Source organism: Micrococcus endophyticus (assembly GCF_014205115.1).
In the GTDB taxonomy this organism is placed as follows: Bacteria; Actinomycetota; Actinomycetes; order Actinomycetales; family Micrococcaceae; genus Micrococcus; species Micrococcus endophyticus.
This window is the reverse complement of the sequence record NZ_JACHMW010000001.1, coordinates 1,256,702-1,281,123: the sequence shown is the minus strand read 5'-3', so window position 1 is coordinate 1,281,123 and position 24,422 is coordinate 1,256,702. Positions and strand designations below refer to the sequence as shown.

Annotated in this window: 20 protein-coding genes; 16 read left to right on the top strand and 4 right to left on the bottom strand. The window is 74.8% G+C overall.

Annotated features, from left to right (window positions below; all coding sequences use genetic code 11):
• Positions 1–10: 10 nt before the first annotated feature.
• Positions 11–1,300, bottom strand: coding sequence for a heparan-alpha-glucosaminide N-acetyltransferase domain-containing protein (locus HDA33_RS05825; RefSeq protein WP_338104270.1), 1,290 nt, complete (start codon positions 1,298–1,300; stop codon positions 11–13).
• 153 nt (positions 1,301–1,453) lie between these two features.
• Here HDA33_RS05825 and dapA point away from each other — a divergent pair, with 153 nt between their 5' ends.
• The 13 genes from dapA (at position 1,454) to dapF (ending at position 16,526) form a co-directional block, all read left to right on the top strand.
• Positions 1,454–2,371, top strand: coding sequence for a 4-hydroxy-tetrahydrodipicolinate synthase (gene dapA, locus HDA33_RS05820; RefSeq protein ID WP_158494944.1), 918 nt, complete (start codon positions 1,454–1,456; stop codon positions 2,369–2,371).
• A 15-nt stretch (positions 2,372–2,386) separates the two neighbouring features.
• Entirely contained in the window at positions 2,387–4,072 is a 1,686-nt protein-coding gene (locus tag HDA33_RS05815; protein WP_184171773.1) for a ribonuclease J, read from the top strand.
• 54 nt (positions 4,073–4,126) lie between these two features.
• Positions 4,127–7,276, top strand: a complete 3,150-nt coding sequence (locus HDA33_RS05810; protein WP_184171770.1) for a DNA translocase FtsK — start codon at positions 4,127–4,129, stop codon at positions 7,274–7,276.
• Positions 7,273–7,887: a CDP-diacylglycerol--glycerol-3-phosphate 3-phosphatidyltransferase gene (gene pgsA, locus HDA33_RS05805; protein ID WP_158492159.1), complete on the top strand. Its 615-nt coding sequence runs from the start codon at positions 7,273–7,275 to the stop codon at positions 7,885–7,887. The genes HDA33_RS05810 and pgsA overlap by 4 nt, the downstream gene beginning before the upstream one ends.
• Before the next feature lie 4 nt (positions 7,888–7,891).
• A complete protein-coding gene (locus tag HDA33_RS05800) occupies positions 7,892–8,455 on the top strand; it encodes a nicotinamide-nucleotide amidohydrolase family protein (protein WP_184171768.1) in 564 nt (187 codons plus the stop codon).
• Between the two features lie 69 nt (positions 8,456–8,524).
• Entirely contained in the window at positions 8,525–9,850 is a 1,326-nt protein-coding gene (locus HDA33_RS05795; RefSeq protein ID WP_246416885.1) for a hypothetical protein, read from the top strand.
• A 107-nt stretch (positions 9,851–9,957) separates the two neighbouring features.
• Complete coding sequence (locus tag HDA33_RS05790) at positions 9,958–10,368, top strand: helix-turn-helix domain-containing protein (protein ID WP_184171766.1); 411 nt, start codon at positions 9,958–9,960, stop codon at positions 10,366–10,368.
• 129 nt (positions 10,369–10,497) lie between these two features.
• Positions 10,498–10,716, top strand: a complete 219-nt coding sequence (locus HDA33_RS05785; protein WP_017489564.1) for a DUF3046 domain-containing protein — start codon at positions 10,498–10,500, stop codon at positions 10,714–10,716.
• Positions 10,717–10,914: 198 nt separating this feature from the next.
• Positions 10,915–11,979: a recombinase RecA gene (gene recA / locus HDA33_RS05780; protein WP_002856498.1), complete on the top strand. Its 1,065-nt coding sequence runs from the start codon at positions 10,915–10,917 to the stop codon at positions 11,977–11,979.
• Entirely contained in the window at positions 11,976–13,061 is a 1,086-nt protein-coding gene (locus tag HDA33_RS05775; RefSeq protein WP_184171764.1) for a regulatory protein RecX, read from the top strand. Before recA ends, HDA33_RS05775 begins: the two co-directional genes overlap by 4 nt.
• Positions 13,062–13,101: 40 nt before the next feature.
• Positions 13,102–14,643: a tRNA (N6-isopentenyl adenosine(37)-C2)-methylthiotransferase MiaB gene (gene miaB, locus HDA33_RS05770; protein WP_184171762.1), complete on the top strand. Its 1,542-nt coding sequence runs from the start codon at positions 13,102–13,104 to the stop codon at positions 14,641–14,643.
• Positions 14,643–15,569, top strand: coding sequence for a tRNA (adenosine(37)-N6)-dimethylallyltransferase MiaA (gene miaA / locus HDA33_RS05765; protein ID WP_184171760.1), 927 nt, complete (start codon positions 14,643–14,645; stop codon positions 15,567–15,569). Before miaB ends, miaA begins: the two co-directional genes overlap by 1 nt.
• A gap of 9 nt (positions 15,570–15,578) precedes the next feature.
• On the top strand, positions 15,579–16,526 hold the full coding sequence (gene dapF, locus HDA33_RS05760; protein ID WP_184171758.1) for a diaminopimelate epimerase: 948 nt from the start codon (positions 15,579–15,581) through the stop codon (positions 16,524–16,526).
• Positions 16,527–16,529: 3 nt separating this feature from the next.
• Here dapF and HDA33_RS05755 read toward each other — a convergent pair whose 3' ends face one another.
• The 3 genes from HDA33_RS05755 to HDA33_RS05745 are packed head-to-tail and all read right to left on the bottom strand — an operon-like array spanning position 16,530 to position 19,778.
• Entirely contained in the window at positions 16,530–17,969 is a 1,440-nt protein-coding gene (locus HDA33_RS05755; protein WP_184171756.1) for a dihydrolipoyl dehydrogenase family protein, read from the bottom strand.
• Positions 17,970–17,997: 28 nt separating this feature from the next.
• Entirely contained in the window at positions 17,998–18,645 is a 648-nt protein-coding gene (locus HDA33_RS05750) for a class I SAM-dependent methyltransferase (RefSeq protein WP_184171754.1), read from the bottom strand.
• A 5-nt stretch (positions 18,646–18,650) separates the two neighbouring features.
• Positions 18,651–19,778, bottom strand: coding sequence for an NAD(P)-binding domain-containing protein (locus HDA33_RS05745; protein ID WP_184171752.1), 1,128 nt, complete (start codon positions 19,776–19,778; stop codon positions 18,651–18,653).
• Positions 19,779–19,996: 218 nt separating this feature from the next.
• Here HDA33_RS05745 and HDA33_RS05740 point away from each other — a divergent pair, with 218 nt between their 5' ends.
• The 3 genes from HDA33_RS05740 (at position 19,997) to HDA33_RS05730 (ending at position 24,422) form a co-directional block, all read left to right on the top strand.
• On the top strand, positions 19,997–20,623 hold the full coding sequence (locus tag HDA33_RS05740) for a GNAT family N-acetyltransferase (protein ID WP_184171750.1): 627 nt from the start codon (positions 19,997–19,999) through the stop codon (positions 20,621–20,623).
• A gap of 68 nt (positions 20,624–20,691) precedes the next feature.
• On the top strand, positions 20,692–22,314 hold the full coding sequence (gene hflX / locus HDA33_RS05735; protein WP_184171748.1) for a GTPase HflX: 1,623 nt from the start codon (positions 20,692–20,694) through the stop codon (positions 22,312–22,314).
• Positions 22,311–24,422, top strand: coding sequence for an ATP-dependent DNA helicase (locus tag HDA33_RS05730; RefSeq protein WP_338104269.1), 2,112 nt, complete (start codon positions 22,311–22,313; stop codon positions 24,420–24,422). The genes hflX and HDA33_RS05730 overlap by 4 nt, the downstream gene beginning before the upstream one ends.

Genomic DNA, 24,422 nt, shown 5'->3' with positions numbered 1-24,422 from the left:
AGCGCCCCACTCAGCGCCCCACGGGTGAGGGTGCGTCCGCCTCGCCCGCCCGCGAGAGCCGGGCCACGGCGGACTCGAGGGGCCCACGCCGGCCCGTGAGGTCCGCGGCCAGGCCGGCCGCCAGGCACAGCGCCACGAGGACCGTCAGCAGCGCCGCGCGTGAGGCGTCGATCTCCAGGCGCGACGCCGCGGCCAGCACCAGCAGGTGCCCCACGTAGAGCGTCAGCGGGATCCGCCCCGCCCCCGTGAGGGGTCGCGCCGCCGCCCGCACGAGGCCGGCCAGGCCCGCCCCCACGCCCGTCGCGGCACCCGTGGCCGCTGAGCCGTGCGCCGAGCCGACGGCCGGCGTCGCTCCCCGGTCCGCGGACGTCCGCCCCGCGAGCGCCCGGTCCAGGGCGGCCCCCACCAGGAGGCAGAGGCCCAGGACGGCGCACGCCCACCCGGCGGCCAGCAGGGCGGCCACGGGGGAGCCCCCGTGCGGGGTGGGCAGCGCGAGCCACAGCGGGTCCGGGGGCAGGTAGGCGAGTCGGTGCTCGCCGGTGCGCAGCGTGGCCGTGAGCTGCTCAGGGTCGGCGCCGGTGCCCGCGGCGATCCGCTCGAGGACCCCGGGCGCGCGCAGGACCGCGGCCCCCGCGGCGGCCGCCGCGCCCCAGGCCAGCGCGCCGGCCGCGAGGAGGGCGGCGGCCACCCGGGCGCGGTCCAGCGGAAGGCGGCCCACGGCCAGGCCCAGCACCAGGAAGGCGCCCCAGGAGAGCACGGGGTAGTAGCCGGTGACCACGAGGTCGGCCAGCAGCACCCCGGGGGTGAGCAGGTCCTCGGGCATGGGGGACAGCCACAGCCGGGCGCCGAGGAGGAACTCGTCCCGGCCCAGCAGCGCCTGGCCGGCCGTGCTCGCGGCGAACACGGCGACCGGGCCCAGCACGAGCCACGCCCCGGCGATCGCCCCGAGCGCGGGGGCCCGCAGCCCGAGCAGCGGCAGGGCGAGCAGGAACAGCAGGGCGTAGTGGCACAGGATCACCGCCACCGGGGTGCCCAGCGCGCCGCACGCCAGGCCCACCACGAACAGCAGCCCCGCCCGCCGGGCGATCCGGCGGCGCAGCACCGCGCGGCGCGCGCCCTCGGCGGGGCGGGTCCCGCCCGTGGACAGGGCCAGTCCGACGCCGGCCAGCAGCACGAACAGCACCGAGGCGCGGCCGGCGAAGCCCAGGAAGACCGGGTGCGGGTCGCCGGCGGCGGTCGTCGGGTCCACCGCGTGCACGGCGACCATGCCGAGCAGGGCGACGCCCCGGGCGGCGTCCACGCCCCGCAGGCGCGGGCGGCGGACGGACGGGGCCGGCGTCGTCGCGGCCGGGGGCGGGGCGGGGGACAGGGCGGGCTCCTCTCGCAGGCGCCGTGCGTCGCAGTGGTGCGACGGACGGGGTGGGTCCCCAGTCTCGCAGGTAGGGTGGGGCCCATGAGTGCCGTCCGTTCCGCCTCCGCCCCCTCCGAGCTGCTCTTCGGCACGGTCGTGCCCGCCATGGTCACCCCCATGACCGACGAGGGCGCCGTGGACCTGGAGGCGGCGGCCGCCCTCGCCGAGCACCTGGTGGACGGCGGCGCCGACGGCCTCGTGGTCACCGGCACCACCGGCGAGACCTCCACCCTCACGGACGAGGAGAACCTCGCCATGTTCCGCACGGTCGTGGAGGCCGTGGGGGACCGCGCCAAGGTGGTGGCCGGCACCGGCACCAACGACACGGCGCACACCCTCGAGCTCTCCCGGCGGGCCAAGGAGACGGGCGTGGACGGGCTGCTGCTCGTCACCCCGTACTACAACAAGCCCAACCAGGCCGGCATCCGAGCCCACTTCGAGGCCGTCGCGGACGGCGTGGACCTGCCGATCATGCTCTACGACATCCCCGGCCGCTCGGTCATGCCGATCGAGCCGGAGACCCTCATCGCCCTGGCCCAGCACCCGAACATCCGCGCGCTCAAGGACGCCAAGGGGGACCTGCAGTCCACCACCACCGTCCTGGCGCACTCGGACCTGGACCTCTACTCCGGCGACGACGGCGCCACCCTGCCGCTCATGGCCCTCGGCGCCGTGGGCGTCGTCTCCGTGGCCGCGCACGTGGCCCCGGGCCTGTACCGCAAGCTCGTGGACGCGGTCCACGCCGGCGACCTCGCCGCGGCCCGCGAGCACCACTTCGCGCTGGACCCCGTCCAGCGCGGCATCATGACCCACGTCCAGGGCGCGGTGGCCGCGAAGGCCGTCCTCGCCGCCCAGGGCGTCATCCCGTCCGCAGCCGTGCGGCTGCCCCTCGTCCAGGCCAGCGCCGACGAGCTCTCCGACATCCGAGCCGACCTCGCGGAGGCCGGCATCACCTTCTAGAAGGGACATCCCTCCATGACTGCAGGCACCCGCCTGTCCACCCCGCCCAAGCTCAAGAAGGGCACCTGCCGCATCGTCCAGCTGGGCGGCCTCGAGGAGGTCGGCCGCAACATGGTCACCTTCGAGATCGACGGCAAGATCCTCATCGTCGACTGCGGCGTCCTCTTCCCCGAGGAGCACCAGCCCGGCGTCGACCTGATCCTCCCCGACTTCGACTACATCCGGGACCGCATGGACGACGTCGTCGGCATCGTCCTGACCCACGGCCACGAGGACCACATCGGCGCCGTGCCGTACCTGCTGCGCCTGCGCGACGACATCCCCGTGATCGGCTCCAAGCTGACCCTCGCCCTGATCGAGGCCAAGCTGGAGGAGCACCGGATCAAGCCGCGCACCCGCGTCGTCAAGGAAGACGAGATCGTGGAGTTCGGCCCGTTCGAGTGCGAGTTCGTGGCCGTGAACCACTCGATCCCGGACGCGCTCGCCGTCGCCATCCACACGGACGCCGGCACCATCCTGCACACCGGCGACTTCAAGATGGACCAGCTGCCGCTGGACGGCCGGATCACGGACCTGCGCGCCTTCGCCCGCCTGGGCGAGGAGGGCGTGGACCTGTTCATGACCGACTCCACCAACGCCGAGGTGCCGGGCTTCACCACCACCGAGGCGGAGATCGGCCCCACCCTGGAGCGCTACTTCGCCACGGCGAAGCGCCGGATCGTGGTGGCCTCGTTCTCCTCGCACGTGCACCGCGTGCAGCAGGTCCTCGACGCCGCGCACAAGCACGGACGGAAGGTCGCCTTCGGCGGCCGCTCGATGATCCGCAACATGACCATCGCGGCCAAGCTCGGGTACCTCAACGTGCCGAACGGGATCCTCGTGGACATCCGCAAGGTGGACAAGTACAAGGACGACGAGGTCGTCCTGATGGTGACCGGCTCGCAGGGCGAGCCCATGGCCGCCCTGTCCCGCATGGCCAACGGCGACCACCAGGTGCAGCTGGAGGAGGGCGACCTCGTGGTCCTCGCCTCCTCGCTGATCCCGGGCAACGAGAACTCCGTGTTCCGCGTGATCAACGGCCTCATGAAGCTCGGCGCCAACGTGGTGCACAAGGGCATGGCGAAGGTGCACGTCTCCGGCCACGCCTCCGAGGGCGAGCTGCTCTACTGCTACAACATCGTCGAGCCGGAGTTCGTGATGCCGGTGCACGGCGAGACCCGGCACCTGATCGCCAACGGCCGGATCGCGGAGAAGACCGGCGTGCCGGCCGAGAACGTGATCCTCGCCGGCAACGGCACCGTGGTGGACATGACCGACGGCTTCGTGAAGGTCGTGGGCGAGGTGGACTGCGGCTACGTGTACGTGGACGGCTCCTCCGTGGGCGAGATCTCCGACTCGGACCTCAAGGACCGCCGCGTCCTGGGCGAGGAGGGCTTCATCTCGATCATCACCGTGGTGAACCGCCAGACCGGCAGCATCGTCTCCGGCCCGGACATCCACGCCCGCGGCGTCGCCGAGGACGAGAAGGTGTTCGAGGACATCAAGCCGAAGATCGCCCGGGCGCTGGAGGAGGCGGTGCAGTCCAGCAAGGACCACACCGCGCACCAGCTCCAGCAGGTGGTCCGCCGCACCGTCGGCACGTGGGTCAACCGCAAGCTGCGGCGCCGCCCCATGATCATCCCCGTGGTCCTGGAGGCCTGATCCGCCCGGGCCGCCATGCCCGCCCCGTCCGCGGTTCGCGGTAGTTTGGTGGGCATGGCGACCCGTACTTCCCCCACGCGATCGTCGGCCTCCTCGTCCTCGTCCCGCTCCGGCCGCGCCGGAGGCAAGGGATCCGGGCGGAGGGCGTCGACGGCGTCCGTCCCCGACGCCGACCGTCCCGCCGCGCCCCTGCGCGCCCTCCACGCCCTGTGGATGGGCCTGGCCACGCCCGTCGGCGCCGCCTTCCGCAAGCTCGGCCCGGACGTGCGCGTCGACCGCGAGGAACGCCGCGACGGCACCGGCCTGTTCCTGCTGCTGCTGGCCGCGGTGATCGCGTCCGTCGAGTGGTGGGGCCTGCGCGAGACCGGCTTCGGCCGCGTGGTGCACGGGGTGGCCGGCGGCACCGTGGGATGGTTCGCCCTGCTCGTGCCGATCGCCCTGGTGGTGGTGGCGGTGCGCTGCTTCCGCAGCCCCACGGCCCACCGCGCCAACGGGCGCATCGTCATCGGCCTGCTCATGGCCACGGTGGCGGGCGCCGGCATCGCGCACCTCGTGGCCGGGGTCCCCTCGGCCGCCGAGGCGTTCGACGACATGCTCGGCGCCGGCGGCATGGTCGGCTACCTGGCGACGGCGCCGCTCGCCTCCCTGCTGACCGTGGTGCCCGTCTGGGCGCTCATGGTCGCCCTCGCCTTCTTCTCCGTGCTGGTGCTCACGGCCACGCCTGTGGGCTCGATCCCGCAGCGGATCGCCGGCGGCTACGACTGGCTCACCGGCCAGGACCCGGAGGGCGCCTCCGAGCAGCGGGCGGCCCGCCGCGCCGAGCGCCGGCGCGCCCGCGGGGAGCGCGTCGACGCGGAGCCGCACGGCCCGCTGCACGCGGACGCCGAGGACGCGCGCACCCACCCGGACCACGACCAGTCCTACCTGGACGGCCCCGCCGGCAGCCATTCGGCCGAGCCCGCGCGTCGCCCCGGCCTGCTCGCCCGCCTCTTCGGCGGTCACCGCCGCGGCGCCGAGCCCGCCGCCGCGCCCGGCACCGAGCGCACCGCCCCCGCCGCCTACGACTCGCCGGTCTTGCAGGACGCGGAGGAGGCCCCCGCCGAGGCGGACACCACCATGGTGCTGCCGCGGCCGACGCCGCGCCGCCCCGCGCGCGGGGCCCAGGGCGTCTTCGACGCCGAGCGGGCCGACGACCCGGCCGGGTCGCGCGACGCGGACCGGGACGCCTCGGACGACTTCGACCCGTGGGTGGACGAGGAGGACGCCCCCGAGGACGCCGACGCCGAGCCGACGCCGCCCGCGGGCGTGCGCCGGCCCACCGCCGCGGACCGCGCCCTCGAGCAGGTCCGCGAGCACGCCCGCGCCCAGCGCGAGGCCGCAGCCGCCGCGGAGGAGCCCGCCGAGGACGCCGACGTCGACCTCGAGGACGAGGAGCCGGGCCGCGCCGCCAGGCCGGCCGCGCTGTCGTCGCCCGAGGCCGCCGTGCCCTCCAGCACCCCCGAGCCCGTGGCGCCCGTGACCGCCGAGCCGGCCCGCGGCACCCAGTCCGAGCTGGGCGGGGACGTGTCCTACACCCTGCCCCAGTCGGCCCTGCTGCCCGCCGGCCCCCAGCCGAAGGAGCGCTCCGAGGCCAACGACCGGGTCGTGGCCGCGCTGACCACCACGTTCACCGAGTTCAAGGTGGACGCCCAGGTCACCGGCTTCTCCCGCGGGCCCACGGTCACGCGCTACGAGGTCGAGGTGGCCCCCGGCACCAAGGTGGAGAAGGTCACCGCCCTGGAGAAGAACATCGCCTACGCGGTGGCCTCCTCGGACGTGCGCATCCTCAGCCCCATCCCGGGCAAGCGCGCCATCGGCATCGAGATCCCCAACACGGACAAGGAGGTCGTGGCCCTCGGCGACGTCCTGCGCTCGCAGGCCGCCCAGCGCACCGACCACCCCATGGTCATGGGCGTGGGCAAGGACGTGGAGGGCGGCTACGTGGTGGCCAACCTCGCGAAGATGCCGCACATGCTCGTGGCCGGCGCCACCGGCGCGGGCAAGTCCTCCTTCGTGAACTCGATGATCACCTCGATCCTGATGCGCTCCACGCCGGACGAGGTGCGCATGGTGATGGTGGACCCCAAGCGTGTGGAGCTCACCGCCTACGAGGGCGTCCCGCACCTGGTCACCCCCATCATCACGAGCCCCAAGAAGGCCGCCGAGGCCCTCCAGTGGGTGGTCAAGGAGATGGACACCCGCTACGACGACCTCGCGGCGTTCGGCTACAAGCACGTGGACGACTTCAACAAGGCCGTCCGCGCCGGGCAGGTGAAGCTGCCGCCGGACTCCAAGCGCGTGCTGCGCCCGTACCCGTACCTGCTGGTGATCGTGGACGAGCTCGCGGACCTGATGATGGTCGCCCCGCGCGACGTCGAGGACGCGATCGTGCGCATCACCCAGCTGGCCCGCGCGGCCGGCATCCACCTGGTGCTCGCCACCCAGCGGCCCTCCGTGGACGTGGTCACCGGCCTGATCAAGGCCAACGTGCCCTCGCGCATGGCGTTCGCGACCTCCTCCGTGACCGACTCCCGCGTGGTCCTGGACCAGCCGGGCGCCGAGAAGCTGCTGGGCCAGGGCGACGCCCTGTTCCTGCCCATGGGCAAGTCCAAGCCGATGCGCGTGCAGGGCGCCTGGGTCAACGAGTCCGAGATCCACGCCGTGGTGGAGCACGTGAAGTCGCAGATGCAGGTGCAGTACCGCGAGGACGTGGTGCCGGAGAAGACCGAGAAGGTCATCGACGAGGACATCGGCGAGGATCTGGACCTGCTCCTGCAGGCGGTCGAGCTCGTGGTCACCACGCAGTTCGGCTCCACCTCCATGCTCCAGCGCAAGCTGCGCGTGGGCTTCGCCAAGGCCGGCCGCCTGATGGACCTCATGGAGTCCCGCGGCGTGGTGGGCCCCTCCGAGGGCTCCAAGGCCCGCGACGTCCTGGTCAAGCCGGACGACCTCGCCGACGTGCTCGCCACCATCTCCGGCGACGCCCCGCCGTCGGGCGGCTCCGGCGAGGGCGGCGCCCCGGCGGCGGCTCCGGCCGCCCCCGCGTCCGCCGGCCCGCGGGACCTGGTCCAGGAGGACCTCGACGCGCGGCCCGCGGCGCAGAGCTGGGACGATGAGGACGACGACGAGGGGTCGGAGGACGCGTGGCAGCTCACGGGCAGATGAGCACGGGCGGCGAGGCGGAGCGGGTCTCCGCCTGGAACCTGCCGAACATCCTGACCTCGGTCCGCATCCTGATGGTGCCCCTCTTCGCGTGGGCGCTGTGGGCGGGCGGACCGTGGGGCGGGGACTCGGCGACCGCGCGGTGGATCGCCGTCGCGCTGTTCGCCGCGGCCATGTACACGGACAAGCTCGACGGCGACATCGCCCGGGCACGGGGCCTGATCACCGACTTCGGCAAGATCGCGGATCCGATCGCGGACAAGCTGCTCACGGGCGCCGCCCTCGTGCTGTTCTCCCTGCTGGGGGAGCTGTGGTGGTGGGTGACCGTGGTGATCCTGGTGCGCGAGTGGGGCATCACCCTGATGCGGTTCGTGGTGATCCGGTACGGCGTCATGCCGGCCGGGCGCGGCGGCAAGCTCAAGACCGTGCTGCAGGCCGTGGGCATCGGCCTGCTGCTGATGCCGCTGGCCCCCGTGGTGGGCGGCTGGTGGCCGTGGGTCGGCTGGACCGTGATCGGCGCCGCCACCGTGCTCACCGTCCTCACCGGGCTGGAGTACGTCAAGGACGCCTGGATCCTGCGGCGGGACGCCCTCGCCGCCCGGCGCGGGGCCTGAGCCCGTGGCCGCGCAGGAGACGGTGCGTGCGCTCGCGGGGGCCGGGCTGACCGTGGCCACCGCCGAGTCCCTGACGGCCGGCCTCATGGCCGCCCGCCTCGCGGACGTGCCCGGCGCCTCCGCCGTCCTGCAGGGCGGCGTGGTGGCCTACCAGAACAGCGTGAAGGCGGGCCTGCTCGGCGTGCCCGCGGACCTGCTCGAGCGCGTCGGCGCCGTCGACCCCGAGGTGGCCCGCCGCATGGCCGAGGGCGCCCGCGCGGGGCTCGGCGCGGACGTCGGGGTGGCCACCACGGGCGTGGCCGGCCCCGAGCCGCACCAGGGCCGCCCCGTGGGCACGGTCTGGCTCGGCGTGGCCGTCCCGGAGCGGCTGGCGGCCGCCCTGGACGGGCTCAGCGGCGAGCGCCGCGGCGCCGCGACCGCCATCCCGCTGGCCCTGGACGGGGAGCGGCAGGCGATCCGCGAGGCCACCGTGGCCGCCGCCCTGGCCGCGCTGACCCGCCTCGGTGCAGCGATGGGGGAGCGGGCGACCGGGGAGGGCGCCGCGGGGGAGCCGGGCGCCGGAGCGTGAGCGACGTCGCGTGCCGTCCGGGCCCGCCGCTCCTGGCCGCCCTCGGCGGGCGCGCGTAGGTTCGCTCCGATGAGCAGCGCATCCCCTCCCTCCCGGTCCACTCCGGACCCCTCCGCGCAGGACCCCTCCGCTCCGGTCATCTCCGCTTCGGACCCCCGCGCGGCCGCCGACGGCCGCGAGGAGGACCCTCACGCGCCCGCGGACGGCCGCCCGCCGCGCGTCGTGGGCCTCGTGGCCGACCCCGGCTACCCCTGGGCGCTCGTGTGCCGCATCGCGCGCGACTTCGAGCAGCGACTGCAGGAGCGCATGCCCGCGCCGCACGGCTGGCGCGTGGAGACCCGGCAGGAGTCGCTGCCCGTCGGCGCGGACGGCGGCATGGTGCTCGAGGAGCCCGTGCGCGCCCTGGCCGACGAGCACGGCTGGGAAACGGTGATCGCCGTCGTCGACCTGCCCCGCTTCGAGGACGGGCGCGGCGTCGTCGCGGACGTCGTCCCCCAGCTGCGGCTCGGGGTGGTGTGCGTCCCGGCCCTCGGGGTGATCACCCCGGCCCGGCGCCTGCGCGAGACCGTGCTGCGCGTCGTCGAGCACCTGGACACCGTCCCGGAGGTGGACCCGCCGGACGGCGAGCTGGACGTGCAGTCCACGGACCGCTCCGCCGAGGTCGAGGAGGACGGGGCCGCGGACACGGAGGAGCTGCGGGCGCTGACACCCCTGAACGGCACCGAGGCCGGGGTCGGCACCATCACCGGCATGGGCGGGGGCCGCCGCGAGGCCTCCACCGTGTACGTCAAGGGGCGGACCGGCACCCTGCGACTGCTCGTGGGGATGGTGATGGCGAACCGTCCGCTGCGCATGCCCCGGGACATGACGTTCACGATCGCCTCCGCGAGCGCCGCCGGCGCCTACGGCGTGTTCTTCGGCTCCATCTGGGTGCTCTCCAGCGTGATGTCCCCGTGGCGGCTCGCGGCCGTGACGGTCCTGTCCATCGTGCTGCTCGTGGGCTGGCTGATCGCCACCAACGGGCTCTGGACCCGTGGCACCCGGCACCGGCACAGCTCGCGGCTGGACAACCTCTCCACGGTGATCACCGTGGGGCTGGCCTGCACGCTGGTGTACGCGGTGCTCTTCGCCACCCTGTTCCTGGTGGCCGTGATGATCATCCCGGTGGAGTACCTCGGCGGCGAGCTGGAGCGCGCGAGCGACCTGAGCGACTACGCCAAGCTGGTGTGGCTGGCGGCCTCGATGGGCACCATGGCCGGCGCGGTCGGCTCGAGCCTGGACGACTCCGAGCGCATCCGCAACGCCACCTACTCCCTGCGCGAGCGGCACCGCAGGCGGGGGTGGGACGAGGCCCGGGAGGCCGCGGACGAGCCCGCCGCCGCGTCCCGGGAATGAACGACGCCGCCCCCGACGTTGAATGGAACGAGTCAAGAAGAGCGCCCCGCGGGATCAGGCCCGCGGCCCGGCCGTCTTCAGGAACAGCCCAGGAGAACGCGATAGACATGATGCGACATCCCGTCCAGGCCCACGGCATCACGCGCTGGGTCGACGACCAGCCCCGCCCCCGCGCGACCACCCCTGACATCAAGGAGCGCAGCATGCCCCTCCTCCGCCACGAGATCGGCGACGTCCTGCGCGACGTGCGCCAGCTCCAGGGCCGCACCCTGCGCGAGGTCTCCCACGACGCCCGCGTCTCGCTCGGCTACCTCTCCGAGGTGGAGCGCGGCCAGAAGGAGGCCTCCTCCGAGCTGCTGGCCTCCATCTGCCAGGCCCTCGAGATCCCGCTGTCCTACCTCCTGCGCGAGGTCTCGGACCGGCTGGTGGACCAGGAGGGCATCCAGGTCCCGGACACCCTGCCCGACGACCTGACCGACGCCGCGGACCCGTCCCTGGGCACGCTGGCCGGCCGCTGAGCACCGACCCGCAGACCCCCGACCCGCACGGCGCGGGCGCCCCGCACCCGGGAGCGCCCGCGCCGTCCGCGCGTCCGGGCCCTGCGACACCACCGACGACACACCCCGATGACGAGTGAGGCCCCGCCCATGCGCGTGAGCGAGTTCCAGCGGCTGATGGACGAGGAGTTCGGCCCCGGCCGGGCCGGCCTCGTTGCCGACTCCCTGCACCTGCCCGGCCTGGACACCACCGCGACGGCGGCGCTCGCCGCCGGCGTGGACCCGCGGCGGGTCTGGCTCGCCGTCTGCGAGCTGCACGACATCCCCGAGGAGCGGCGGCTGGGCCGCGACGTGCCCCCGAAGCGGTGAGGACGCCGGGGCGCGCCGGGAGTCGAACACATGTTCGATCCGTGCGGTAGAGTCCTGCACAGCAGTGCGACGGGGTGATCTCGTCCACAGGCGGACCCCGGGCGCTTAACGTGTCCGCCGCTCCCCGTAGATTCACGCACATGACCGAGGCGGGCGCCTGGACGCCCGCCGCACCGCCACCAGAGCTAGGGGTGAAGGATGAGCAAGACTCCGGATCGCGAGAAGGCCCTCGAAGCCGCCCTCGCGCAGATCGACAAGCAGTTCGGCAAGGGCTCCGTCATGCGGCTGGGCGACCAGACGCAGACGCCGGTGGAGGTCATCCCCACGGGCTCGGTGGCCATGGACGTGGCCCTGGGCATCGGCGGCCTGCCCCGCGGCCGCGTCGTGGAGATCTACGGCCCGGAGTCCTCGGGCAAGACCACGCTGGCCCTGCACGCGGTGGCCAACGCGCAGCGCAACGGCGGCATCGCCGCGTTCATCGACGCCGAGCACGCGCTCGACCCGGTGTACGCGCGCAAGCTCGGCGTGGACACGGACGCGCTCCTCGTCAGCCAGCCGGACACCGGCGAGCAGGCCCTGGAGATCATGGACATGCTCGTCTCCTCCGGCACCCTGGACATCGTCGTGATCGACTCCGTGGCCGCGCTGACCCCGCGCGCCGAGATCGAGGGCGAGATGGGCGACTCCCACGTGGGCCTGCAGGCCCGCCTGATGTCGCAGGCGCTGCGCAAGATCACCGGCCGGCTGCACCAGACCAAGACCACGGCCATCTTCATCAACCAGCTGCGCGAGAAGATCGGCGTGTTCTTCGGCTCCCCGGAGACCACCACGGGCGGCAAGGCGCTGAAGTTCTACGCGTCGGTGCGCATCGACGTTCGCCGCATCGAGACGCTCAAGGAGGCCGGCAACCCCGTCGGCAACCGCACCCGCGTGAAGATCGTGAAGAACAAGATGGCCCCGCCCTTCAAGCAGGCCGAGTTCGACATCCTCTACGGCGTGGGCATCTCCCGCGAGGGCGGCTTGATCGACATGGGCGTCGAGGAGGGCATCGTGAAGAAGTCCGGCGCCTGGTTCACCTATGACGGGGACCAGCTGGGCCAAGGCAAGGAGAACGCCCGCCGGTTCCTCAAGGACAACCCGGACCTCGCCCAGGAGATCGAGGAGCGGATCCTCACGAAGCTCGGCATCGGCGTGGACCCGGAGGCCGAGGCGGACGAGGCCCCGGCCCTGACCGCAGTCCCGGGTGACACCGCGGCCGGATGACCCGAGCCCGCAGGGACGCCGGAGGCGCCGCCGCCCGCCGGTCCGAGAGGACCGGCCGGAGCGGCGACGCCTCCGGCGCGTCTGCTTTCGACGACGCGCGCGACACCGACGCCGCCCGGATGTGGCTCGAGCTGGCGGGCGTGCCCGAGGCCGATGCCCCGGCCGCGGCCGGGGGCATGGAGGAGCCGCCGGCGGCCCCGACGGACGGCCCGGACGATCCGCCCCTCGCCGCGGCGGAGAACGGCTCCTCGGCAGCGCCGTCCGACCCCCCAGCGGCGCCGGACGAGGCAGGGCCGCCGGACCTGGGCTCCCTCCTGGGCCGGGCGAGCGACCTGCCCAGCCCTGCCCCCGGCGCTGCGTCGCGGGTGCTGCCCTGGTCGGTGGACGCGCGGCCCGAGCGCGGCGGGCGCGGCGCCCGGGGGACCTCCTCCGAGGCGCGGCGCGCGCGCCGCCGGACCGCCCGCCTGGCCGCCGCGGATGTCGCGTCCGCCCCTGAAGCCGCGTCCACTCCCGAGGAGGCGAACGCCCGCGAAGACGGCCGGCCGCGCCGTCGCCCGGGGCCCGCGCCCCTGCCCGCCGAGCCGAGGGATCGGGAGGAGGCCGCCCGCGAGGTCGTCCTGCGGCAGCTCGCCCTGGGGCCGCGCTCCCGCGGCCAGCTCGAGGCCAAGCTCGCCGAGCGCGAGGCCGAGCCCGAGCTCATCGCCCGGGTCCTGGACCGGTTCGAGGAGGTCCGGCTCGTGGACGACGTCGCCTTTGCCGAGGTATGGGTCCGCAGCCGCCACCGGTCCAAGGGACTGGCCCGGCGGGCCATCGGCCACGAGCTGCGGCAGAAGGGTGTGGACCGGGACGTCGCGGCCGAGGCGCTCGAGGCCATCGACGGGGAGGACGAGCGTGCCGCCGCCCTCGAGCTCGTCCGCCGCCGCCTGCGCGGCCGCCGGGTCCCCGCCGGCAACGGACCGGACGCGCGCGCAGAGCGGGACAAGGTGACCCGGCGCCTCGTCGGCATGCTGGGGCGCAAGGGGTACGGCGGCGGCCTCGCGTTCGCCGTCGTGAAGGAGGTGCTGGGCGAGCTCGAGGAGTGAGCGGGCCCCGCGCCCCGCCCGAGGTTCCTAGAATGGTGCGGTGACGTTGACGGACCCCACCCTCGAAGCCCCCGCCCCCCGGCAGACCTCCGCGCGCCCCCACGAAGGGCTGACGTACGAGGTCCGCACGTTCGGCTGCCAGATGAACGTGCACGACTCGGAGCGCATCTCCGGCCTCCTCGAGTCCACCGGCTACGCCCCCGCCCCGCAGGACGCCCAGGCGGACCTCGTGGTGTTCAACACGTGCGCCGTCCGCGAGAACGCGGACAACCGCCTCTACGGCAACCTCGGCAACCTGCGCTCCGTGAAGGACGCGCACCCCGGCATGCAGATCGCCGTCGGCGGGTGCCTCGCCCAGAAGGACCAGGCCGCCATCCAGGCCAAGGCGCCCTGGGTGGACGTCGTCTTCGGCACCCACAACATCGGCTCCCTGCCGGTGCTGCTGGAGCGCTCGCGCCACAACGCGGAGGCCGAGATCGAGATCCTCGAGTCCCTCGAGGTGTTCCCCTCCACGCTGCCCACCAAGCGGGACTCCACCCACTCGGGCTGGGTGTCCATCTCCGTGGGCTGCAACAACACGTGCACGTTCTGCATCGTCCCGAGCCTGCGCGGCAAGGAGAAGGACCGCCGGCCGGGGGAGATCCTCGCCGAGGTCCAGGCCCTCGTGGACGCCGGCGCCGTGGAGGTCACCCTCCTGGGCCAGAACGTGAACACGTACGGCGTGGAGTTCGGGGACCGCGGCGCGTTCGCCAAGCTGCTCCGCGCATGCGGACAGATCGAGGGCCTGGAGCGCGTGCGCTTCACCAGCCCGCACCCGGCCGCCTTCACGGACGACGTGATCGACGCGATGGCCGAGACCCCCAACGTCATGCCGCAGCTGCACATGCCCCTGCAGTCCGGCTCGGACACGGTGCTCAAGGCCATGCGCCGCTCGTACCGGTCCAAGCGGTTCCTCGGCATTCTCGAGAAGGTGCGCGAGCGGATCCCGCACGCGGCCATCACCACGGACATCATCGTCGGCTTCCCGGGGGAGACCGAGGAGGACTTCCAGGACACGATGCGGGTGGTCGAGGCCTCGCGGTTCTCCTCCGCGTTCACGTTCCAGTACTCCATCCGCCCCGGCACTCCGGCCGGCGAGATGGCGGACCAGGTGCCGAAGGCCGTGGTGCAGGAGCGCTTCGAGCGCCTCGTCGCCCTCCAGGACCGCATCTCCGCGGAGGAGATGGCCACGCTCGTGGGCACCCGCCAGGAGCTGCTCGTCACCGCCGACTCCGGCACCAAGGCCGCCGAGCGCGGCCGCCTCTCCGGGCGTGCCCGGGACAACCGTCTCGTGCACTTCTCGGTGCCGGCCGGCGCGCCGACCCCGCGCCCCGGGGACTTCGTCACCGTCACCGTCACCGAGGCGCACCCGTTCTTCGCAGTCGCGGACCCCGCGCCCGAGGACTACTCGCTGCGCCGCTCGCGCGCCGGGGACGCCTGGGACCGCGCCCAGGCCGAGTCCTGCGGGGTGCCGACGCCGGGCGCCTCCGGCGGCGCCGGGGCCACGAGCCTCGGCATGCCCACGCTGCGCCCCCGGTCCTGATGCGCGCCGCCCGCCCGCCCGTCGTCGCCGTGGTCGGGGCGACGGCGACGGGCAAATCCGCCCTCGCCGTCGCGCTGGCGCACGCCCTGGACGGGGAGGTCGTCAACGGGGACGCGCTGCAGTTCTACCGGGGCATGGACATCGGCACCGCCAAGGTGACCGAGGCCGAGCGCGAGGGCGTGCCGCACCACCTGCTGGACGTGCTCGACGTCGGGCAGGAGGCCTCGGTGGCCGCCTTCCAGTCCGCGGCCCGCGGCGTGTTCGCGGACGTCCGCTCCCGGGGGCGGACCCCGATCCTCGTGGGCGGCTCCGGCCTGTACGTGCGGGCGGCGCTGGACGTGCTCGAGTTCCCGCCCACGGACCCGGAGGTCCGGGCCGCGGTGGAGGCCGAGCTGGCCGAGCGCGGGGAGGCGGCCCTGCGGGCCGAGCTGGCCGCCGTCGACCCCGAGTCCGCGGCCAAGGTGGCCGACGCGCGGCGCCTCGTCCGTGCCCTCGAGGTCCACCGGATCACGGGCCGGCCCTTCTCCGCGTTCATGCCGCGGCGCGAGCACGAGCCCTCCGTGGCGCCGGTGGTGCAGATCGGCCTGAGCCTGGAGCGCGCCGTGCTGCACGAGCGGATCGAGGCCCGGGTGGAGCGCATGCTCGCCGCCGGGCTGCTGGACGAGGTCCGCGCGCTGGACGTGCCCGGCCCGGACGGGCTGCGCCAGGGGCCCACGTCCTCCCGGGCCATCGGCTACGCGCAGATGCTCGCCGTCCTGGACGGCACGCTCACGCCGGTGCAGGCCGCCGAGCAGACCGTCGTCGCCACCCGGCGCTTCGCCCGCCGGCAGGAGACGTGGTTCCGCGCCGACCCGCGCGTGCACTGGGTGGACGCCCTGGCCCCGGACGTCGTCGCGCAGGCGCTGGCCGTGGTGGCCGGCTCCTAGACTGACCCCATGACCGAGAAGACCGCCGCCGCTGCGGCCCCGACGTCCGACGCCGCCCCCCGCGTGCCCTTCACGAAGGGCCACGGCACCGGCAACGACTTCGTGCTCCTGGCCGACCCGGACGGCAACGTCCACCTCGAGGCCGCCCAGGTGGCGGTGCTCGCGGACCGGCACCGGGGGATCGGCGGGGACGGCGTGATCCGCGCCGTGCCCTCCCGCCACGTCGAGGAGGGCCGGGCCCTGCTCGCCGCGCACCCCGAGGCCGAGTGGTTCATGGACTACCGCAACGGGGACGGGTCGATCGCGGAGATGTGCGGCAACGGGGTGCGCGTGTTCGTGCACTTCCTCGCCGAGAAGGGGCTCGTGGACCTCGCCCCCGGCGAGTCCATCACCATCGGCACGCGGGCCGGCGTGAAGACCGTCAGCCGCCTCGCCCACGGCTACGCGATCGACATGGGCCCGTGGTCCTACCTCGATCCGGAGCTGGCCGAGGAGGCGGCCTCGGACGCGATGGTCCTCACCGCCGGCCTGGCCGACCCCCGCCCGGCGCTGAGCGTCTCCATGGGCAACCCGCACACGGTGGTGCCGGTGGCCTCCTTCGAGGACCTCGAGGGGCTGGACCTCACCCGCGCCCCGGAGGTGGACCCGGCGCCGGCCCACGGCACCAACGTGGAGTTCGTGGCGGCGCACGAGCCCCTCGTCCGCGAGGGCGTGGGCCGCGTGCGCATGCGCGTGCACGAGCGCGGGGTGGGGGAGACCCAGTCCTGCGGCACGGGCGCGTGCGCGGTGGCGGTGGCCATGCGCGCGTGGTCCGGCGAGGGCGGCTCCGACTCGTGGCTCGTGGAGGTCCCCGGCGGCGTCCTCGGCGTGGACTTCGTCGCCCACCCGGACGGCACCGAGCACGTGGTGCTCGCCGGCCCGGCCGAGCTCGTCTTCGACGGCGAGCTCACCGTCTGAGCGTCAGCTCAGCTCGCCGAGCACCTCGTTGAGCGCCTCGGTGGCGGAGGGGTGCGTCCAGATCCCGTCGCGCAGCGCCGACGCCGTGACGTCCGCGCGCATGGCCAGGGCCACGAGGTTCACGAGCTCCTGCGCCTCCACGCAGTGCAGGCGGGCGCCGAGCACGAGGTCGGTGGCGGCGTCCACGACCACCTCGATGACGCCGTGGGCGTCCTCCTCGATCTTCGGGCGCGGCATGGCGGCGATCTTCGCCACGGGCTTGGAGGCGACCTTCACCTCGTGGCCGGCCTCGCGGGCCTGCTCCGCGGTCATGCCGACCGAGCCGAGCGGCGGCGTCGTGAAGACCGTGGTGGGCACGGCCACGCGGTCGGCGCGCGAGTACGCGCCGTCCCCGCCGAGCTGGCCGGTGACGATCCGGTGGTCGTCGAGGGAGATGTAGGTCTGCTGCGGCCCGCCGTTGACGTCGCCCACGGCCCACACGTCCGGCGCCGAGGTGCGCAGGTGCTCGTCCACGGCGATGAAGCCCTTCTCGTCCAGCTCGATGCCGGCGGCCGCCGGGTGCAGGGCCTGGGCGGTCGACGCGCGGCCCGTGGCCAGCACCACGATGTCCGCGGCGATCGGCTCGCCCTCCTCGAGGTCCACGCGCAGGCCGCCGTCGGCCTCGGCGAAGCCCGTGGCGGAGGCCCCGGTGGCCAGGTGCACGCCGCGGTCCTGCAGGGCCTCGACCAGGGAGTCGCGGACCGCGTCGGACTCGTCGGGCAGGATCTGCTCGCCCCGCACCAGGACGGTCACCTCGGCGCCGAAGCCGGCCAGCATGGAGGCCAGCTCCAGGCCTACGGGGCCGGAGCCGACGACGACGGCGCGGCGCGGCGCGCGGCTGCGGTCCATCTGCAGCTGCAGGGTCTCGGAGTCGTGCACGCCGGGCAGGTCCACGCCGGGCATCTCGGGGCGCAGGGGGGTGGTGCCTGTGTTGACGACCACGTGCCGGGCGCGGATGGTCAGGCGCTCGCCGTCGTCGTCGCCGTCCGCGGCCTCGGCGGGGCGGACCTCGACGGTGCGCTCGCCGGTGAAGCGGGCCTCGCCCTGGACGAGGGTGACGGCGTCCAGGTCCTCGAGCATGGCGCGGTTCGCGTCGCGGAGCTTCGAGGTGAGGGCGTCGCGGAAGTCCCAGGCGGAGGCGACGGCGGCGTCCGGGTCGTCCCCGGGGCGGACGGCGTCGGCGCGGTGGACGAGGGCCTTGGTGGGCACGCACGCCACGTTGATGCAGGTGCCGCCGACCATGCCGGCGTCGCGCTCCACGAGGGTGACCTTGCGGCCCTGGGAGCCGAGCGTCGTGGCGAGGGTCTTGCCGCCCTTGCCCCAGCCGATCACCAGGATGTCGGTCTCGAGCTCAGCGGTGCCGGCGGTGGTCACGGTGTCCTTCACGGTGGCCAGGCTGCTCATGCCCTCGACACGATCCAGGACGGTCCGTTCAGGAGGACGATTCGGCCGCCCGCGAGATCCGCAGGATCCGGAAGCCCTTGACCGTGGCCGCCCGCGTCGCCGTGAACTCTCCGGGTGCCTGCTCCTGGAGCATCCCCGCGATCCACGGCAGCAGCGAGTCCGCCCCGAGGTTCTTCTGCACCACGAGCCAGGCCTCGCCGCCGGGGGCCAGGCGCGGCAGCCACTGCGCCAGCAGATCGTGCAGGGCGGCCTTGCCGATGCGGATCGGCGGGTTGGACCAGATCAGGTCGAACCGGGCGTCGTCCGGGACCTGCTCGGGGGTGAGGAAGCGCGCGTTCTGCGCCCCGACGGCGGCCGCGTTGTCGCGGGCCAGGGCCAGGGAGCGCTCGTTCACCTCGACGCCGGTCACCTCGGCCTCGGGGGAGGCCAGGGCCAGGGTGAGGGCGAGCGGGCCCCAGCCGGCGCCGACGTCGAGGAACGCGCCGCGCGCTGGGGGCGCGGGGACGGCCGAGAGCAGGGCCGAGGTGCCCTTGTCGATCCCGTCCGGGGAGAACACGCCGTTGGCGGTCTGCAGGGTGACGCGCCGCCCGGCGAGCTCGACGTCGACGCGGCGGCGCCGCTCGGGGGTGCCGGGGTCGGGGGAGAAGTAGTGCGCAGGCGAGGTCACGGCGACCATCGTAGTCAGGCGGCGCCGGCGGCCCGCAGGTCCGCCAGGATCGCCCGCACGGCGTCCCGGCCGGCGCGGTTGGCGCCCACGGTGGACTGGGACGGCCCGTAGCCGATGAGGAACAGGCGCGGCTCGTCGAGGGCGCGGCCGTGCGCCGCCCGGATGCCGCCGTCGGGCGTGCGCAGGCGCAGCGGGGCGAGGTGGCGGACGGCGGGGCGGAAGCCGGTGGCCCAGAGGATGACGTCGGCGCGCTCGAGGGAGCCGTCGGGCATGCGCACCCCGTCCGGTTCGATCCGCTCGAACATGGGGTGGCGCTCGAGCACCCCGCGGGCCTGCGCCTCGCGCACCCAGTCGGAGCGGAACATGCCGGTCGCGCTCACCACGGAGCGCGGGGCCAGGCCGAGGCGGGTGCGCTCGTCGACGCCCTCCACCGACTCGGCGAGGTGGCCCGGGTCCGGGTCGTCGATCCAGCGGGGCTCGCGGCGGGTCACCCAGAGCGTGTCCGCCACGCGCGAGACCTCGGCCAGGTGCTGGGTCGCGGAGACGCCCATGCCCACGACCACCACGCGCCGCCCGGCGAACTCCTCCGGGCCGCGGTAGTCGTGGGTGTGCAGCTGCCGGCCGCGGAACTCCCGCCGGCCCGGCACCGCCGGCCAGTGCGGCGAGGTCCACGTCCCGGTGGCGTTGACCAGGAACCCGCACGTCCGCGTGCCCGCGTCGGTGTGCACCCGGAACCCCTCGGCGGCCCCGGGCTCGCCGCTCCGCTCCACCCGCGACACGCGCACGGGGCGGTGCACGCGCAGGTCGAAGCGCTCCTCGTACTCGGCGAAGTAGGCGGGCAGCACCGCGTTGGCCCGCGCGGCCGGGTCCGCCGGCGGCACCGGGTGGCCGGGCAGCTCGTGGATGTGGTTGACCGAGCCCATCGTGAGGGTGTCCCAGCGGTGCAGCCACGCCCCGCCGGGGCGCTCCTCGGCGTCGAGGACGGCGAACGTGCCCGGCGCCCCCGCGGGGGCCGGTCCCGGGGCCTCGCCGGGGCCGACGGGCTGGAAGCCGCGGCGGCGCAGGTGGTGGGCGGCGGAGAGCCCGGCCTGGCCGGCGCCGACCACGAGGGCGGTGACGTGCCGGTCCGGGTGCGGGGTCATGCGGCCCAGCGTAGGCACGGCCGGCGCGTGTTCGCCCACGGGAGAGGGGTGTCGCCGGCGGCGGGCGGCCGCTAGGATGGTCCGCATGTTCCTGCTGTTCGCCTGATCGCCGCCGCCCGTCGAGCCCTCGCTCCGGCCGCCGTCGATCGCTCCGCATCCCGCTCCGGTCCGCACCCTCGTGCGCCCGGATCCCGCCGACGCGAACAGGACACCCCCCCATGGACTACATCGTCCACCCCTGCACACCCGAGGACGAGCCGTCGTGGCTGCGCTGCCGGGTCCTCGCCTTCCTCGACACCCAGAACCACGACGACGTCCACGCCGCCCACCCCGTCCCCGACCCCGACGTGGCCGACCCCGCGGACTCGCTCCAGTGGGTCGCCGTGGTGCGTGACGGGCCCGACGCCGGCACGGTCGCCGGGATCCTCGACGCCTCCGTGGGCGTCGCGGACGGCGACGACGCCGGGCTGGCCACGATCGACACCCTGGCCGTCCACCCGGACCACCTGCGTCGGGGCCTGGCCGGCCGCCTGTTCGAGGCCGTCCTGGAGCGGCTGCCCGAGCGGGTCCGGCACGTGGACGCGTGGACGCGCGAGGACGAGGCGGCGAACGCCTGGTACCGCGCGCACGGCTTCGCCCGGGACCACGTGTACCTCCAGGTCCACCTGGAGAGCTGGGTGGACGGCGACGACGTCGCGGCCCTGATCAGGACCCCGCCCGCCCTCTCGGCCCCCGTCAAGGGGCTCTTCCACGCCTCCCTCGAGGACGAGGCGTGGATCCGCGAACGCTTCCACCGGGTGGTCCGCGTGAGCCGGTACGTCCGCCCCGTGGGGATGACCGGCTAGCGCGTCCGCCCCACCCACTACCCTGAACTGACATCGGGACGCCCGAGCGAGGCGTCCCAGAGGAGACCATGACTGAAGAGAAGAACCCCACCCCCGCCGGCGGCTCCGAGGACGAGATCCAGGCCGTGATCGACCGCATCCTCGCGGCCGACGACGCCCGCCGCTCCGAGGCGCAGGACCGTGCGGACACGCCCGGCCGCGCCGACGCGGAGACCGCCGGGGACGCCGACGCCGGCACCCCGGACCGGACCTCCGCGCTCGCGGGCCGCGCGCTCGCCCTCGCCGAGGGCGGCGACGGCCACACCGCGGCGGACGGCGACCAGGACGAGCTCGCCGCGCGCCACTCCCTGCGGCGCGTCCAGGGCCTGTCCACCGAGCTCGAGGACATGACCGAGGTCGAGTACCGCCAGCTGCGGCTGGAGCGCGTGGTGCTGGCCGGCGTCTGGACCGAGGGCACGGCCGAGGACGCGGAGAACTCGCTGCGCGAGCTCGCCGCGCTCGCGGAGACCGCGGGCTCCGAGGTGCTCGACGGCGTCATCCAGCGCCGCGCCACCCCGGACCCGGCCACCTACCTGGGCAAGGGCAAGGCACAGGAGCTGGCGGAGATCGTCGCCCTCTCGGGCGCGGACACCGTGGTGGTGGACTCCGAGCTCGCCCCGTCCCAGCGCCGTGCGCTCGAGGACGTGGTGCGCGTGAAGGTCATCGACCGCACCGCCCTGATCCTGGACATCTTCGCCCAGCACGCCAGCTCCCGCGAGGGCCGCGCCCAGGTGGAGCTGGCCCAGCTCGAGTACCTGCTGCCGCGCCTGCGCGGCTGGGGCGAGTCCATGTCCCGCCAGGCCGGCGGCCGCGCCGCGGGCGGCGAGGGCATCGGCTCCCGCGGCCCCGGCGAGACGAAGATCGAGCTGGACCGCCGCCGCATCCGCACGCGGATGGCGAAGCTGCGCAAGGACATCGCCGGCATGAAGCCGGCCCGCGAGGCCAAGCGCGCCAACCGGCGCCGCAACCGGGTGCCCTCGGTGGCGATCGCCGGGTACACCAACGCGGGCAAGTCCTCGCTGCTGAACCGGCTCACCCACGCCGGGGTGCTCGTGGAGAACGCCCTGTTCGCCACGCTGGACCCCACGGTGCGCAAGGCCATGACGCCGGACGGCATCGGCTACACGCTCTCGGACACGGTGGGCTTCGTGCGCAACCTGCCCACGCAGCTCGTCGAGGCGTTCCGCTCCACCCTCGAGGAGGTCGCGGACGCGGACGTCATCCTGCACGTGGTGGACGGCTCGCACCCGGACCCCGAGGGACAGATCTCGGCCGTGCGCTCCGTGTTCGCGGAGGTGGACGCCCACCGGATCCCCGAGATCATCGTGCTGAACAAGGCGGACGCGGCCGACCCGGCCGTCGTCGCCCGCATCCGCGCGAAGGAGCCCCACACCGTGGTGGTCTCCGCCCGCACGGGCGAGGGCATCGAGGAGCTGGAGCGGGCGATCGCCGCCACCATCCCGCGGCCGGACGTCCGCCTCGAGCTGCTCATCCCGTTCACCCGGGGCGAGCTCGTCTCCCGCCTCCACTCGGAGGACGCGGAGATCCTGGCCGAGGGCTACGAGGAGGGCGGCACGCGCCTGTCCGTGCTCGTGCGCCAGGACCTGGCCCCGGAGTACGAGGACTACGTCGTGGACCCGGCGGCCTCGTGAGCGGCACGGGGACGGAGGGGACGACGGCGGCCGGCGAGGGCGCGCAGCCGCGCACGGACCACGAGCGCGAGGCCCTGCGCCTGCTGGACGCCGCCGTCGAGGCGACCGGCGGCCAGCAGCGCGCCGGCCAGCGCGAGATGGTCCTGCAGGTGGCGCGCGCCCTCGAGTCGCGCCGCCACCTGCTGGTGCAGGCCGGCACGGGCACCGGCAAGTCCCTCGCCTACCTCATCCCCGCCCTGCAGCACGCGATGACGCAGGAGGACCCCGTCGTCGTCGCCACCGCCACGCTCGCGCTGCAGGCGCAGATCATGAAGCGGGACGCCCCCCGCCTGGTCGAGGCGCTCAAGGACGAGCTGCCGCGCGAGCCGGTCGTGGCCCTGGTGAAGGGCCGCTCCAACTACCTGTGCCGGCACAAGGTGGACGGCGGCTACCCGGGGGACGAGGGCGAGGAGGCCCTGTTCACCGTGGCGGACGACGGCGGCCTGCTCGGCTCCGCCGCCGACGGCACGGGCGGTCCGAGCTCGCTGCTGGGCAAGGAGGTCATGTACCTGCGCGCCTGGGCGGACCAGACCGAGACCGGGGACCGCGACGACCTGGACGTGCCCGTGACGGACCGGGCCTGGCGCCAGGTGTCCGTCTCGGCGATCGACTGCCTCGGCGCCTCCCGCTGCCCGATGGCCGAGGAGTGCTTCTCGGAGCGGGCCCGCGCGGACGCCGCGGACGCGGACGTGGTGGTCACCAACCACGCGATGCTCGCGATCAGCGCGTTCGAGGGGCTGGCCGTGCTGCCGGCCTACTCCGCGGTGGTGGTGGACGAGGCCCACGAGCTGCAGGACCGGGTCACCGGCGCCGTCACCGGGCAGCTGTCCGGCTCGATCGTGCACGGGGCCGCCACCTCGCTGCGCAAGCACACCACCGTGGCCGTCGAGGACCTGATGGAGGCCGGGGCGGGCCTGGACCGGGCGTTCACGGACGCGCCCTCGGGCCTGCTGGCCGCCGGGCCGGACGAGGTGCAGGAGCAGGCGCTCAACGCCGTCCTCTCCGCGGCCCGCCAGTGCCTCTCGGACCTGGGCCAGGACAAGGACAAGGAAGCCGACGCGGACGGCGGACGCCAGATGGCGCGCTCGCGGGTGCTCGAGGTGCTCGAGGTGGTGGAGCGCATGCTCGCCGCCCGCCCCGAGGCGGACTTCCCGGAGGTGCTGTGGGCCACCCGCCCCGGCCGCTTCGAGCCCGGGGTCGGGTGGCAGCCCGGTGACGAGTCGGACCCGCCGCAGCTCTTCGTGGCCCCCATCTCCGTGGCCGGCAAGCTGCGCGAGGGCCTGTTCGGCAAGGCGACCACCGTGCTCACCTCGGCCACCCTGACGGTGGGCGCGGGGGAGCGGCGCTTCGACTCGGTGGCCGGCGACGTCGGCCTCGCCGGTGCGGACGCGCCCCGCTTCGAAGCGCTCGACGTCGGCAGCCCCTTCGACTACCCGCGCCAGGGCGTGCTCTACGTGGCCCGGCATCTGCCCCGCCCCGGGCGCACGGCCTCGCCGGAGTCCCTGGACGAGCTCGAGGCGCTGCTGCGCGCCTCCGGCGGCGGGGCCCTGGGCCTGTTCTCCTCGCGCCGGGCCGCCGAGGACGCGGCCGCCGAGATGCGCCGTCGGCTCGGTCCCAAGGCCACCGTGCTGTGCCAGGGCGACGCCACCCTCTCGGCCCTCGTGCGCCAGTTCGCCGAGGAGCCGGACACGTCCCTGTTCGGGACCATGAGCCTGTGGCAGGGCGTGGACGTGCCCGGGAACTCGCTCCGGCTCGTGGTGATCGACCGCATCCCGTTCCCGCGGCCGGACGACCCGCTCTCCCAGGCGCGCACCCGGGACGTGGCACGCCACGGGGGCAACGGGTTCATGCGGATCTCGGCCACGCACGCGGCCGTGCGAATGGCCCAGGGCGCCGGGCGCCTGGTGCGCTCGGTCCACGATCGCGGCGTGGTCGCGGTGCTGGACTCGCGCCTGGCCACGGAGCGCTACGGCGGCTACATCACGAGCGCCCTGCCGGACTTCTGGCGCACCACGGACCGAGGGGTGGTCCTGGGCGTCCTCGGCCGGCTGGCCGAGACGGAGTCCTGA

Bases quoted from the DNA above. Each gene is read 5' to 3' on its own strand.
- dapA (WP_158494944.1), top strand. From the start codon at position 1,454: ATGAGTGCCGTCCGTTCCGCCTCCGCCCCCTCCGAGCTGCTCTTCGGC.
- HDA33_RS05815 (WP_184171773.1), top strand. From the start codon at position 2,387: ATGACTGCAGGCACCCGCCTGTCCACCCCGCCCAAGCTCAAGAAGGGC.
- HDA33_RS05810 (WP_184171770.1), top strand. From the start codon at position 4,127: ATGGCGACCCGTACTTCCCCCACGCGATCGTCGGCCTCCTCGTCCTCG.
- pgsA (WP_158492159.1), top strand. From the start codon at position 7,273: ATGAGCACGGGCGGCGAGGCGGAGCGGGTCTCCGCCTGGAACCTGCCG.
- HDA33_RS05795 (WP_246416885.1), top strand. From the start codon at position 8,525: ATGAGCAGCGCATCCCCTCCCTCCCGGTCCACTCCGGACCCCTCCGCG.
- HDA33_RS05790 (WP_184171766.1), top strand. From the start codon at position 9,958: ATGATGCGACATCCCGTCCAGGCCCACGGCATCACGCGCTGGGTCGAC.
- HDA33_RS05785 (WP_017489564.1), top strand. From the start codon at position 10,498: ATGCGCGTGAGCGAGTTCCAGCGGCTGATGGACGAGGAGTTCGGCCCC.
- recA (WP_002856498.1), top strand. From the start codon at position 10,915: ATGAGCAAGACTCCGGATCGCGAGAAGGCCCTCGAAGCCGCCCTCGCG.
- HDA33_RS05775 (WP_184171764.1), top strand. From the start codon at position 11,976: ATGACCCGAGCCCGCAGGGACGCCGGAGGCGCCGCCGCCCGCCGGTCC.
- miaA (WP_184171760.1), top strand. From the start codon at position 14,643: ATGCGCGCCGCCCGCCCGCCCGTCGTCGCCGTGGTCGGGGCGACGGCG.
- dapF (WP_184171758.1), top strand. From the start codon at position 15,579: ATGACCGAGAAGACCGCCGCCGCTGCGGCCCCGACGTCCGACGCCGCC.
- HDA33_RS05755 (WP_184171756.1), bottom strand. From the start codon at position 17,969: ATGAGCAGCCTGGCCACCGTGAAGGACACCGTGACCACCGCCGGCACC.
- HDA33_RS05750 (WP_184171754.1), bottom strand. From the start codon at position 18,645: ATGGTCGCCGTGACCTCGCCTGCGCACTACTTCTCCCCCGACCCCGGC.
- HDA33_RS05745 (WP_184171752.1), bottom strand. From the start codon at position 19,778: ATGACCCCGCACCCGGACCGGCACGTCACCGCCCTCGTGGTCGGCGCC.
- HDA33_RS05740 (WP_184171750.1), top strand. From the start codon at position 19,997: ATGGACTACATCGTCCACCCCTGCACACCCGAGGACGAGCCGTCGTGG.
- hflX (WP_184171748.1), top strand. From the start codon at position 20,692: ATGACTGAAGAGAAGAACCCCACCCCCGCCGGCGGCTCCGAGGACGAG.